12 protein-coding genes are annotated in these 13,515 nt (G+C 37.0%); 6 read left to right on the top strand and 6 right to left on the bottom strand.

Annotated features, from left to right (window positions below; translation table 11 throughout):
* Positions 1-206: 206 nt before the first annotated feature.
* Genes fabG through D1003_RS06610 form a run of 3 tightly spaced genes read right to left on the bottom strand, consistent with a single transcriptional unit; the run spans position 207 to position 2,519 of the window.
* Positions 207-950, bottom strand: a complete 744-nt coding sequence (fabG, locus tag D1003_RS06620) for a 3-oxoacyl-[acyl-carrier-protein] reductase (protein WP_153936210.1) — start codon at positions 948-950, stop codon at positions 207-209.
* 48 nt (positions 951-998) lie between these two features.
* Entirely contained in the window at positions 999-1,673 is a 675-nt protein-coding gene (gene rsmI / locus D1003_RS06615; RefSeq protein ID WP_153936209.1) for a 16S rRNA (cytidine(1402)-2'-O)-methyltransferase, read from the bottom strand.
* Between the two features lie 3 nt (positions 1,674-1,676).
* Positions 1,677-2,519: a hypothetical protein gene (locus D1003_RS06610; protein ID WP_153936208.1), complete on the bottom strand. Its 843-nt coding sequence runs from the start codon at positions 2,517-2,519 to the stop codon at positions 1,677-1,679.
* Positions 2,520-2,582: 63 nt separating this feature from the next.
* Between D1003_RS06610 and D1003_RS06605 the strand changes: the two genes are divergently transcribed.
* A complete protein-coding gene (locus D1003_RS06605; RefSeq protein ID WP_004920607.1) occupies positions 2,583-3,170 on the top strand; it encodes a thymidine kinase in 588 nt (195 codons plus the stop codon).
* 5 nt (positions 3,171-3,175) lie between these two features.
* The gene (locus D1003_RS06600) at positions 3,176-5,620 is read left to right on the top strand and encodes a bifunctional UDP-N-acetylmuramoyl-tripeptide:D-alanyl-D-alanine ligase/alanine racemase (RefSeq protein WP_153936207.1); all 2,445 of its coding nucleotides are present in this window, start codon (positions 3,176-3,178) and stop codon (positions 5,618-5,620) included.
* Between the two features lie 2 nt (positions 5,621-5,622).
* On the opposite strand, the gene D1003_RS06595 is transcribed toward D1003_RS06600, so the two are convergent.
* Genes D1003_RS06595 through D1003_RS06585 form a run of 3 tightly spaced genes read right to left on the bottom strand, consistent with a single transcriptional unit; the run spans position 5,623 to position 9,941 of the window.
* Positions 5,623-6,930 (bottom strand): GDSL-type esterase/lipase family protein, encoded by a 1,308-nt coding sequence (locus tag D1003_RS06595; protein WP_153936206.1) that lies wholly within the window; start codon positions 6,928-6,930, stop codon positions 5,623-5,625.
* A gap of 9 nt (positions 6,931-6,939) precedes the next feature.
* Positions 6,940-8,598 (bottom strand): MBOAT family protein, encoded by a 1,659-nt coding sequence (locus D1003_RS06590; RefSeq protein ID WP_153936205.1) that lies wholly within the window; start codon positions 8,596-8,598, stop codon positions 6,940-6,942.
* A complete protein-coding gene (locus D1003_RS06585) occupies positions 8,598-9,941 on the bottom strand; it encodes a hypothetical protein (protein ID WP_052910939.1) in 1,344 nt (447 codons plus the stop codon). The genes D1003_RS06590 and D1003_RS06585 overlap by 1 nt, the downstream gene beginning before the upstream one ends.
* 180 nt (positions 9,942-10,121) lie before the next feature.
* On the opposite strand from D1003_RS06585, the gene D1003_RS06580 reads away from it, so the two are divergent.
* The 4 genes from D1003_RS06580 to D1003_RS06560 all read left to right on the top strand — a co-directional run bounded on the left by D1003_RS06580 (position 10,122) and on the right by D1003_RS06560 (position 13,118).
* Positions 10,122-10,595 (top strand): glucosaminidase domain-containing protein, encoded by a 474-nt coding sequence (locus D1003_RS06580; RefSeq protein ID WP_014937735.1) that lies wholly within the window; start codon positions 10,122-10,124, stop codon positions 10,593-10,595.
* A 72-nt stretch (positions 10,596-10,667) separates the two neighbouring features.
* Positions 10,668-11,519: a carboxypeptidase-like regulatory domain-containing protein gene (locus tag D1003_RS11250; protein ID WP_260393347.1), complete on the top strand. Its 852-nt coding sequence runs from the start codon at positions 10,668-10,670 to the stop codon at positions 11,517-11,519.
* Between the two features lie 8 nt (positions 11,520-11,527).
* Complete coding sequence (locus tag D1003_RS06565; protein ID WP_014937737.1) at positions 11,528-12,166, top strand: MBL fold metallo-hydrolase; 639 nt, start codon at positions 11,528-11,530, stop codon at positions 12,164-12,166.
* A 727-nt stretch (positions 12,167-12,893) separates the two neighbouring features.
* Entirely contained in the window at positions 12,894-13,118 is a 225-nt protein-coding gene (locus D1003_RS06560) for a hypothetical protein (protein ID WP_153936204.1), read from the top strand.
* The last annotated feature ends 397 nt before the right edge of the window (positions 13,119-13,515 follow it).

Genomic DNA, 13,515 nt, shown 5'->3' with positions numbered 1-13,515 from the left:
ATGCTTTTATATTTATATTCATAAAAATTATAATGGAGATTGTTTTGCGTGAGGGCGAAGGGCATTGTGGGAGCTCATTTTACGATAAAGGTTCGGGGCAAAGCCCCGAACCTTTATCGTAAAATAGCGACTGCCCGAAGACCGACCCTAGCCTAGGGTAAAGCTAAGGAGAGGGGCACGCCCAAAATTTATTTACAAAAAACTTTCTAAGTAAGCATTCCGCCATCTACATTAAGCACCTGACCTGTAACATAACTAGATAACTCGCTACCTAGAAATACGCACGCATTCGCTACATCTTCTGGCTGACCTCCTCTTTTCAATGGAATGGTTTCTCTCCAGCCTTGTACTGTTTTTTCGTCTAACGCTGCCGTCATTTCGGTTTCTATAAACCCAGGAGCGATAGCGTTGCAACGGATATTTCTAGAGCCTAACTCTAACGCAATAGATTTAGTAAATCCGATTACCCCAGCTTTAGAGGCTGCATAATTCGCCTGACCTGCATTTCCTTTTATACCCACCACGGAAGTCATATTGATGATAGAGCCTCCTCTTGCTTTCATCATTGGTTTGATAACAGCTTTCGTTAGATTGAACACCGAATCTAAATTAACTTTGATAATGGTATCCCAATCTTCTTTGGACATACGCAACATTAGGTTGTCTTTGGTAATCCCTGCATTGTTAACCAAAATATCTATTTTACCAAATTCTGCTAAAACTTCTTCTACGAGCTTTTGAGAACCTTCATAATCCGAAGCATCGCTTTGGTAAGCCTTAGCTTTGGTTGTCTTATTAAGTTCTGCCTCTAGAGCTTGTGCCTTATCTACAGACCCTGCATAAGTGAATGCTACCTGTGCTCCTTGCGCTGCGAAAATCTCGGCAATACCTTTTCCTATACCTCTGGTAGCTCCTGTAATGAGGGCTACTTTTCCTTCTAATAATTTCATATATCTAATTTTATTTTTTGTTCTCTAATCAAATGTAATGATATTTTTCTAAATGCTATTATTGATAACTAAAACAATTTCTCCCTTTAAAGATTTAGATTGAGAAAAAGCTATCAGCTCGTCTATACTACCTCGCTTGGTTTCTTCAAACTTCTTGGAAATTTCTCTACTGAGGCTTACCCTAGTATGTTCTCCAAAAAAGGTTTTAATCTGCTCTAATGTAGTGTTAATTTTATGTGGACTTTCGTACAATACTACTGTTCTTTTTTCCTCTGCTAATTGCTTGAGTTTGGTTTGTCTTCCTTTTTTGGGTGGAAGAAAACCCGCGAATACAAATTCATTATTAGGCAAACCAGATACTACCAAAGCAGGTACAAACGCCGTTGCTCCAGGCAGACAAATCATTTCTATATTGTTGTCGGCACAGGCTTTTGCTAAAAGATAGCCTGGGTCTGATATACCTGGCGTTCCTGCATCCGTTATCAAAGCGATATTCATACCGTTTTGTAAGTCTTGTACAACTTTATCGGTCGCCTGATGTTCGTTATGTAAATGATAGGATTTTAGTGGTTTAGCTATCTCGTAATGTTTCAGTAACACTCCTGAAGTTCGAGTGTCTTCGCAAAGAATATAGTCCACCTCTTTGAGTGTTTTAATTGCTCTAAAAGTCATATCCTCCAAATTTCCGACAGGCGTAGGAACAAAATATAAAGTACCTGACATACACTACAAGAATTTATTCTCTACCAAAACCCACAATCTCTGAGCATACTCATCTACCTTACCCCAATTTCTTTCGTAGTAAACATCACTAAGGTATTCTCTAGCTTGTTCTATATCATCAAAAGAATTCAACTTTTTGATAACTTCATTCATATCTACTTGACTATTATCAAACAATACCTTTAGGAAAGCTAGTCGGTCGTTAAAATCAAGTTTAAAATCTTGTCTAGGTTTACTCGGTGTTGCCAAAAGCTCTACTTCTTCTGAAACCTCAGCTTCTTGTTTTGATTCTGTAATAGTTTCTTCATCAAATAAAGACTGCACCGAAAGCCCTTTAATATGTGCTAACTTTATTTTTTTATCTTGCTCTTCTGATATTTCCTCTTCTATTTCTTGATTTTCCTCTTGCTGTTCTTCTACACTTTGTGGTTCGTTATTTGCCACCGACTCCTCTAGCTCCAGTACCTCAAACTCTTCTTCCTTGGCATTAGCAAATTCAAATTTTAATTCTTCTACAACTTCAGTAGAAGCTGGTGTTTCTATTTCTAACTCTACTTCGTGTAACTCCTCTACTTCTGTATGATGATTAGTTTCATCTACTACAACAGGTAACTCTTCAAAAACAGTTTTTTCTTCCTGATTATCATCAATTTTATTAACCTCATTTAAACTTAATTCTACCTTATAATCTTTAAGTTTTTTGAGAAAAATAAGATTCTCATAGAGAGAAGATACTAAGTTTTCTTTTTCTAAAAAATCTTCGGAATTATTTATCGCTGATAGATTATCTAACAAGGCTTTACATTCTTCCCACACTTTTTCTTCCGTATAATTGAAGTTTACCATAATGTTTCGTTATTAAAAAATCCTTAATTTTGGGGTGCTTTATTTTTACGGCTAAAATAACAAATGTTTTTAGAAAATACAATCAATCACGCAAAACAAAGTGGATGGATGGAGGTCATCTGCGGTTCTATGTTTTCTGGAAAGACCGAAGAACTCATTCGTAGGCTTCGTAGGGCAGAGATGGCAGGACTTAATGTGGAGATTTTTAAACCTAAACTAGATACCCGATATTCCGAGGAAGATGTGGTTTCCCATAACAGAAATAAAATAAGAAGTACAGCGGTGGATACGCCCAACGAAATCTTATTACTAGGTTCTAATTGTGATGTGGTAGGCATAGATGAGGCTCAGTTTTTTGACCAAGGCATCGTGGAGGTAGCCAACCAACTAGCAAACAACGGAGTTAGGGTAGTAATTGCGGGGCTTGATATGGATTTTAAAGGCAGACCTTTTGGACCTATGCCCTATCTTATGGCAACAGCAGAATATGTTACTAAAGTACACGCCATCTGTAAAAGAACAGGCAACCTTGCTAATTACTCTATGAGAACTTCTACTAGTCAAGATTTAGTAGAACTAGGTGAAACCGAAAGCTACGAGGCTGTAAGTAGACGTGTTTTTGTGGACGAGTTTTTAAATAAGAAATCCTAGCACCTATGAACTACACCGCAAGGCAAATTGCCGAAATCACAGGAGCAAAACTTATTGGTGATGGCGACAAAATTATTAAACATTTTGCCTTTGATAGCCGCATTATCTATTCCCCTAAAAACACAGGATTCGTTGCCATTAAAACAAAAAAAAATAACGGCGAAAAATATATTGCTTCCGCGGTAGAAAAGGGCATAGACCTCATTGTTTCGGAACATAAAACTTTGGATAACGACCAACTCTCGTGGCTCATTGTAGATGACACTGTAAAATTTTTACAAAAATTAGCCCATCTACATCTTAAATCTCACAACATACAAACCATCGGAATTACAGGCAGCAACGGCAAAACCATCATTAAAGAATGGCTCTATCAATGCCTATCCGAAGACATTAGATGCGTTAAAAGCCCAAAGAGTTTTAACTCTCAAATTGGGCTACCTTTATCTCTCCTAAATGTAAAATCTGAACATAAAGTAGGTATTTTTGAGGTGGGTATTTCCGAGCCTAAAGAAATGAAAACTTTAGAAACAATTTTCTCACCGAAAATAGGCGTTTTAACTCACATTGGCTCTGCTCATATTTCTAATTTTAAATCTGAAGAACACCTTGTAGATGAGAAAATAAGTCTTTTTAAAGATTCTGAAAGCATCATATTTAATGGCGATAATACTCTAGTTAATAATAAAATAAATACACTATATTCAAGTAAGAATTTAATATCATACGGATTTAATAAGAATAACAATATCTACATTTCTTCTAATTGGAAAGACCGACAAGAACCCATTACTGTTCAATGCTTTGATAAATCTTTCTCCTTCCCTGCCCAGCAAAGAGACGAGGCTACTTTATCCAACGTGTTAGCCATTATAGCCGTAATGCATCTGTTGGGATTTTCTACGGAGAAAATGATAGAAAAAATTAATAATCTGAAAGCGGTGGAAATGAGGCTAGAGAGCGTTAATGGTATTAAAAATAACCTCATCATCAACGATTCTTTTAATTTAGATTTAGACTCTCTCAAAATCGCTTTTGAATTTATTAAAAGTTACCAAAAACCAAAGAAGTCTTTAATCATCACTGATTTTACAGAAAAATCAGACGCAGACAATCTATACCAAGAAGTCGCAAGTCTTATCAATGAGCAAAACTTTAATAAAGTTTTTTTAATTGGTGAGGAAATTAGTCAGTATCAACAGTTTCTAAATACTGAAAGTTTTAGTTTTAATACCACTAATGAATTATTTAACAATCAAGATTTTAAAGATTTAGAAAATGAGCTTATCCTCCTCAAAGGAGCAAGAAAGTTTGAAATAGAGCAAGTAAAAACTTATCTAGAACTACAAAAGCACGATACGGTACTAGAGGTCAATCTAAACAACCTACTCCATAACATCAATGTTCACAAATCATTGCTAAAGCCCGAAACTAAAATTATGGCAATGGTTAAAGCCTATTCTTATGGACTAGGTGGTCACGAAATAGCCGAGTTTCTGCAACATCACCATATAGACTATTTGGGCGTTGCCGTTGCAGACGAAGGTGTAGAGCTTCGTAAAAACGGAATTACGGTTCCCATCGTAGTAATGAACCCAGAGCAACATAGCTATAATACCATTATAGAATACAATCTAGAGCCTAACATATATAGCTTCAGAGTTTTAGAACTATTTCATAAGCAGCTAAAACAAAATGGCTACGAGGGAAGATATCCTATCCATATCAAGCTAGAGACAGGAATGCATCGTCTTGGTTTTAAAGAAGATGAGATAGACCAATTAAAAGAATACTTAAACCAAATGAATATAAAGGTAGAAAGTATTTTCAGCCATCTTTCTAGTTCTGACATTCCTCAGGAAAAAGACTATACCTTGGCACAGTGCCAAAAATTTGATAGACTTTCACAAAACATCATCAAGGACTTAAACTATAAACCATTAAGGCATATCCTCAATTCAGCAGGAATCACCAACTACACAGATTATCAAATGGATATGGTAAGAATTGGCATCGGTATGATGGGTATTTCCGCCTCACCCGAAATTCAGCCTTTATTAAATCCTGTAGTGGCATTCAAATCTGTTATTTCTCAAATTTCAGAAATCCAACCCAACGATAGTGTAAGCTACGGCAGACGCTATAAAGCCTCTAAAAATACAAGGATAGCCACCATACCTGTTGGTTATGCAGATGGCGTCCCTCGCCTGTTAAGTAATGGCGTGGGTTATATCGGCATCAAAAACACCTTATGCCCTATTGTAGGCAGTGTTTGTATGGATATGATGATGGTGGATATTTCTGACCTCCCTGCTAAAGAAGGCGATGAAGTAGTTATCTTCCACGAAAAGCCTTCTCTAGAAGACTTCGCAATGTATTCACAAACGATACCTTACGAAGTACTCACCTCTATTTCTAGACGAGTGAAAAGAGTTTATATTAAAGATTAACTCTAAAACAATGCTTTTAAAGCTGCGTAAATCTTTTGTGCTTGCTTTTCGTAACCCGCCTTCAAAAAGTGTACGCCGTCTTTATTAGCATCTTTATTGTTCAGTGCTTTTTGAAAATAGCTTCTTCCGCCCAACGCTTTATTCAAATCGTAAAACGCTACTTTTTCTTGAGTAGCAACTTGAGCAATCCACTTAGTGATAAGTTCTGCTTTATCACCTTTCAGTTTATTGTCTGGTGGTGATATTAACAAGATTGGGAGCTGCGTGTCTTTTCTTAGCTCGGAAATAAGATTTATTGCATTTCGCTTAAACTCTTCCTCACCTATAGTACCTAAAGATTCATTAGTACCTAAAGCTATAATGGCAATATCTGGTTGAATCGACTTTAACTGTTGCAACTGTAACGGATATTTTAAAAAATCAGCATAGGTAGCTCCATTAACGCCTACCGTATTAAATACAACCCCTTTGGTATTGTTATTCAAAAATTGAAAGCCATAGAAAACATTACCATTTTTAGCATTAGTCTTCAACAAAAGGCGAGTATTTGGTTCAGACAAATTCACGACTGTATTTAGTTCACAAAAGGTAAACTTTGATAAACTTTTTAGCTGATTTTCAAAGGAAAAGTCATAACTAATCCCTACTTGCTCCACAGAATAGGACTGATTAGCAATAGGCTTTTTGTATTGATTGAGCTGATTTAACCTTGTGGTGGTGGTATAGAATTTAGAAGCTATCTCTGGGAATGTATCCTCTGTTTTTACGATATAAGGGAATACTTTTTTATCCTTTTTTATAAAACTCTTTAAACTTTCGTTAGATTTCATTAACTCAAAAGGCTCTCCCTTCATTATACTATCATTGAATATAACTACCTTAGTGAATGCATCTTCGGGTCTAAGATTTATTTCCAAAATAGAAGATTCTTTATTCCCAATCACAAATCCTGAAGCACCTATTTTCGGAAAAACATCTTGTTCATAAACTAATCTAAAGTTCTCCCAAGTCGTATTACTGTACGCCGATATATCTTCTGGACCATTAGAATTAGCTACCGCATAGGGAAACACCAGACCTCGCCCTGCATTGCCATATTCTTCTTGAAATTTATTACGAAGGTATCCTGTGAGCCAATCGGCTTGTATATGCGAATCACCGATAAATAAAATCTGTGTTACGGCTTCATTTCGTTTTAGTTTGGTTACAAAAGGTTCTAAATTTTCAGCATTGGTTATTTGGGCGTTTACCCCAAACCATATTGAAATAGCACACAAAAAGTATAAAAAACGATTTTTATTTTTACTCATTTTCTGTCTTTAAAATTGTAAATAAATCGGCATTACCTGCTCCGAGGATTTAAAAAAGCCATAAAGCAACAGAAAGCAGAAAAACACCATTATATAAAACACCAAAGGAATTGTTTTGGGCTTGTCTAGCAACTTATCTACCAACCCATCAGGTATTAGATGAATGAGCATCGCAAAGCCAATCATCCAAAGCACTTCTTGATAATTTTCATAGAAAGGCATAAAGACAGAAACATCAAAATTATAGAAGATTTGGAATAACATCGCCTTTGCGATTTCAAAGTCTTCCGCCTTAAAAAACACCCAACCAAAACACACAAAATGGAAAGTTACCAGCCCCATAATTACCTTATAGATAAAGGTATTATTAACCTTTTTAAGAGCTTTGCCTGTAAGTAACATCCATATTTTATGAATACCCAAACCTACTCCGTGAATGGCTCCCCAGATAATAAAGTTCCAACTCGCTCCGTGCCAAAATCCCCCTAAAAGCATTGTGGTCAATAGATTAAAGTTAGCCGCAATACCCTTAGAATCTCGAGTAATGAGTGCAGGCAACAAAAAGATGAGTAACATCGCTGCGGATAATCCACCGGAATAAGCATAAGATAAGTGGAACAAATTCACTCCCATTAGAAATACTCCTATCAAAAACAACGAAACAAATAGAAACGATGCTACGGAAAACTTACGATTACCACCCAACGGGATATAAAGATAATCTTTAAGCCAAGAGGAAAGGGACATATGCCAACGTCTCCAGAACTCTGTAATATTTTTACTTTGATAAGGCGATAGGAAATTCGGTGGTATTTTAAAGCCTAGCCACAAGGCTATTCCTATGGCAATATCACTATATCCGCTAAAATCACAATAGATAACCATAGCGTAACCATAGACCGCAAAAAGGTTTTCTAACCCTGTATGCAGTGCAGGATTATCAAAGACATAATCTACAAAATTCAGCGTGATAAAATCTGAAATGATTAGTTTTTTTATCAATCCAGAAATAATCAGATAAAAACCTTTAGCAAAGTCTTTTTCGGAAATTACATAAGGCTCGTTGATTTGTGGTACAAAATCGTGAGCTCTTACAATAGGTCCCATCATCAGTTTTGGGAAAAATGCCAAAAACAAAAGGTAATCTGAAAATTTGGAGGCTGGTTTAAAATCGCCTCTGTAGACATCTATGGTATAACTAAGGTTTTCAAAAGTATAAAAAGAAATCCCTATGGGAAGCAAAATATTCAGCGGATTAAAGTCTGTATTAAGCCATTCATTAGAAATGCTAATAAAGAAATTGGTGTACTTAAAGTAAAACAACATTCCTAAATTGAATATAATACTAAGAACAAGTAAACCCGTTTTAGCCGACTTCTGTTTCGCTTTATAAATAGCATTAGACAAGAAAAAATCTACAATAGCAGACAAAATAACCAACCCTACAAACCAACCACTGGCTTTGTAGAAAAAGTATAAAGAAAACAAACAAAATACATAACGCCTTGCTTGATGCTGATGCCTTAGAGCAAAGAACAAGAGTATAAATAATGAAAAAAAGTAAACGAAAAACCCATTATTAAACAGGAGCGGATTTTTACTATCGTATAAAAATTGATTCCCAAAAGCAGCCCAATCAAAGGACGCTAAAAACTGTTCTACATTCATTATTTATCCCTTTTTCTATTTTTTTGATAATCTTTTATAATGGCATCATATAGCTTTTGTCCCAATACTTCTGCACCTTTAGCATTAGGGTGTATATAATCTTTGTTTGCCAGTGGTGGTGTAGCATTAGCCCACTTAACAATACTATTTTCGCCCCCCATAGTCGCAAAATTATTATAGAAAGCCATATTGTACTTTAAAGCGAGTTCTGCCTGAAGTTTCAGCAAGTTAGGCAATCCCACCGCTGTTTTGTACTCCCCATTATACCTAAACGCTCTGTCGGCACTACCTATTAACAGAAACTCGGTATTAGGCATCTCTTTTTTCAGTTTTTCTAATACAGGCGACATCATTTTCTCGTAATATTCATAATTGGTATCCTTTGGGCGGAACATTAAATTCACTCCATATTGAAGAATTACCAAATCATAAGGATTATTCTTCTGAACGGCATTATATATTTCCTTATCTATCTTCCCAAGCTCAACCCCAGTAATCCCTCTAAACGAGAAGTTATCTACAAAAACACCATTTTCGGACTCAAAACTAACCCCGAATAAAGGCAAAGAGCTTGTTTTAGACTGTACCGATACTCTACTATTGTTATCATTAGAAAGCACTATACGATTGACCTTATCTATTCCAGACAACACTAATGGAGTACCGTTGGCAACTATAGCAGCATCATTTATTTTCCCAAATAGCAACGCCTTAGTTACTACATCGGTACTTTGTATTGTTTTATCCTCGTAGGAACCCGTACCTAATCCTTCGAACCTATGCCCCGATAAGTAGAGGTTATCCGCTCCTTTAATCATAAAATGAGTGTCTTTCCAGCCTTTTCCAGACACCATTGCTGTTGTTCTGAACCCTGCAACATTGGAGTACATTGGCACAAAGCCTACACCTTTACCTCCGAACTCGGTTTGTAGGAGCCTCCTTAAAGTCTGTGTCATTAGATCTCCCTCTATCATACTATCCCCAAAGAACGCAATTCTTACTTTGCCTTTCTTCTGTTTCTTCAGTTTCTCCAATTTTTCCACAAACTTTGGGAGTGCTGGTTGAGGAGAGTTGGCTAAAAAATTAGTAATTAAATCTGGCTTTTGATACAAATCCAAATTCACTTCTTGTATTTGCGGAGTGGCCGCAGGCGAATGATGGACTTCCTTTTGTCCCACACGCTCTGTTGCTTTTTCAGAACGGAACAACTCCGAAACCAAGTTTATATTATCCAAAGGTTGCCAATGAAAACCTGTGATTTTCATAACTACCGAAGCCGACAAATAGATTACAAAACTTGAAAAAACTAATCTAAAAACTCTATAATTTTTGTTTGATTTCAAAATAAATTTTATTAAAAACGGGGGCTAATTTAACACATTTATAACACATTCACAATGTTGTATCATCAATTTTTCAAAAAGAATCTCTTTATTATTTTATGTTAAAAATGTTATTTTTTTGTTAAAAAACAAGCTCCTATAATTATAGATTAGTACCTTTGCCCGCAAATAATTTGTATTATGAAACAGCACATAGGTTTTATTAAGACTATTATTGTAGGAACATTCTTATGTTTATTTTCAGTATTCGCAAAGGCACAGACCTCGCATCAGTACATCAAAAGCAATAAAAACTTAGCCACAGAATTATCAAAAAAATACGAGATACCTGCCTCTGTAATTATGGCGATTGCCTTCGTAGAAACAGGAGGAGGGAGCTGCAAAAACTCAAAGCAACTCAACAACCACTTCGGGATTGTGGGCAAAAACCACCAAAAAGCCACTAAGTACAAACAGTTCAGCTCTAAAGAAGAAAGCTTTGATGCTTTTTGTAAGATGCTCACCCGTAAAAAATATTACGCTGAACTAAAAGGCAATAATGATTTTGCTCTATGGATAAAAACCATTGCCAACAACGGCTATTCTACACAACCCAAAGAGTGGATTCGTAGGCTTACACTTATCTACAACAAATTCAACCTTACAGACCTCTAAGATATACAAGCCACTCAAACTTTGTGTGGCTTATCATTTTCCCCTAAAAACTAAAGATTCACAAGCGGTTTTATGAGAAAGTTTTGGTTGCTTCTGATGGTTTTGGCTTCAAATATTTATTTTTCACAAACCGTTACAGGGAATATTCTTTCCAAAGACGATGGGCTACCTATTCGGTACGCTAAAATTGGCGTTGAAGATATTGAAAAAGGAGGCTTTAGCGACGATAAGGGATTTTTTTTGATAGACCTAACGAATATAGATAGAAACGCTAACATAAAAATTGAAGCGGCAGGTTTTGAACCTTATAAAAACACCGTAGCCGATTTTATAAAAAGCCATACAAAGGTCATACTAGCTCCTAAAACTACAGAAATACAAGAAGTTTTAATAGCTTCCAAAAAGTACATAACAAAGAATATTGGGTATCACTCCAAGTCTAGAAAGATTTTTTTAAACTACCTTTCCAAAGATTCTAAAACACTGGCACAAGCAGAAAAAGAAAAACCACAGGCAGAAATTGCGGTTCCTATCCAAGTTAAACACAAATCCAAAATCACTAAAATCAACCTCAATTTAGCTCAATTCAATGTGAACAAAGCCATTCCTGCAAGGTTCATTATTTATTCTGAATTAGATGGCAAGCCACACCATATTTTAAACAAAGAAGACTTAATCTTTGAGATAAGTAGTGAAAACTTAAAAGACAACACCTTTAGTTTAGAAGTTTCTGATAAAAACATTTGGTTTAGTGGAAAGATATTTGTGGGCTTCCAGCCTTTGGATAGAAACTTTACAGGCAGTTTTAGTATCAGTGCTGGGCTTTTCGGGAGGTCTTTTATGAGGAGTTTTGTTGAAAAATGGAGAAAACTCCCCGCAAGTATCGTCCCTGCAATTAACCTAGAGATTAAAACAGAAAAATAAACTTCGCTATGCTTAGTATCAAAACATTTACCTTCAATCCCTTTTCAGAAAACACCTATGTAGTTTATAACGAGGCGAAACAAGCCTTCATTATAGACCCAGGTAATTTTACCGCAAACGAAACTCTAGCGTTATCCGAATTTATAACCTCACAGAACTTAACTGTTAAAAACATTCTGCTCACCCACGCCCATATAGACCATATCGCAGGGCTACAATGGGCGTTTGACACCTACCAAGTTCCTGTGCTAATGCACCAGCTAGACCAAGAACTTCTAGATAGAGCTCCCCTTACCGCAAGGCAGTATGGATTTAATATGCTTCCCTTTGTAGGGCAAACGACCTTTATAGACGAAGGCGAAACTCTACAGCTAGGAACAGATACTCTACACCTATTACACACGCCGGGGCATTCGCCGGGGAGCATTAGCTTCTACCATAAGGAGCAAAACTGGGTGATTTCTGGCGATGTACTTTTCCAAGGGAGCATTGGTAGAACCGATTTATATAAAGGTAATTACGAACAACTCATTGAAAGCATCAAAACCAAGCTACTCACCTTACCATCAAACACCCAAGTTTATAGCGGACACGGAGCGAGTACCAACATCGGTTTTGAACAACAATACAATCCGTTTTTAAAGTAACTCCTTAAAACACCACAAAAACCTAACTAGATTTTAGGCAAAACATAAGCATTTTTTAGGGTAAAAGGTAACGAGGTTCTTAACGCCGGCGGGCTTAGAGGTCGGATATACTATATATATTATAAGCACTCCTCTCCTAAAGACCATTTTAAAACTGCCTTTAATTATCACCACTTCGCTATTATCAACGCTTTGCCGAGCAAAGGTAAGTTTAGGGACTGCCCCCGTAGCGGTATTGGGAGCGATAGCTTCCAAATAGCAGGAGGCTGTCCCGTGCCGTAGGCAAACCTAACCTTTGCTCTTGAATTTTTCGTCCTTTTGGCTTCGCCGAACCACTTCGTTAGGTTTGGGTCAAGCCAAAAGGACAAGCCTACTATCATCAAAGACCGTTTAAAGCAATACTAAATTATCACCACTTAGCTATTATCAACGCTCTGCCGAGCAAAGGTAAGCTTAGGGAATGACCCCGTAGCGGCATTGGGAGCGATAGCTTCCAAATAGCAGGGGGCAGTCCCGTGCCGTAGGCAAACCTAACCTTTGCTCTTGAACTTTTGGTACTTTTGGCTTCGCCGAACCACTGCGTTAGGTTTAGGTCAAGCTAAAAGTAATTAGTTCTTTTGTCTTGAAACAAAAGAACCAAAAATTCAAGACTGTAACCCCTTTGGCTAAACCTCATTACTAAAGGCTAAAATCCCCAAAACTCGCTCCAACGCTTCTGCCCACACCTTTGCTCAAACAGTGGGTATTTTTTAACGCCTTTACTAACGAGGTTCTTAACGCCGTCGGGCTTAGAGGTCAGATATACTATATATATTATAAGCACTCCTCTCCCAAAGACCATTTAAAACTGCCTTTAATTATCACCACTTCGCTATTATCACCGCCCTGCCGAGCAAAGGTAAGTTTAGGGAATGACCCCGTAGCGGCATTGAGAGCGATAGCTTCCAAATAGCAGGGGGCAGTCCCGTGCCGTAGGTAAACCTAACCTTTGCTCTTGAACTTTTGGTCCTTTTGTTTCAAGACAAAAGGACGAAGACAAATATACTATGTAACGACTGTCCCCTCCGACCTAAGGAAACGGAGGCGTTAAGAAAATGGGGCGTCCATTCGTTAAAAAAGCCCTATTGTCTGAACAAGCGTCGGCTTTAGCCTTGGCGTGAGTTCTAGGGCTTTTAGAATGGGCGACACATTTTTAGCCGTAGTTTTCTAGTCTTGAACTTTTGGTACTTTTGGGTCAAGCCAAAAGGACATACACACATATTTATCACCAAAGACCATTTAAAGCAATGCTAAATTATCAACGCTCCATTCTCCGACCTAAGGAAACGGAGGCGTTAAGAAAATGTGTT

This window comes from Riemerella anatipestifer (genome assembly GCF_009663465.1).
In the GTDB taxonomy this organism is placed as follows: domain Bacteria; phylum Bacteroidota; class Bacteroidia; order Flavobacteriales; family Weeksellaceae; genus Riemerella; species Riemerella anatipestifer_C.
This window is presented reverse-complemented; position numbering and strand designations above follow the sequence as displayed.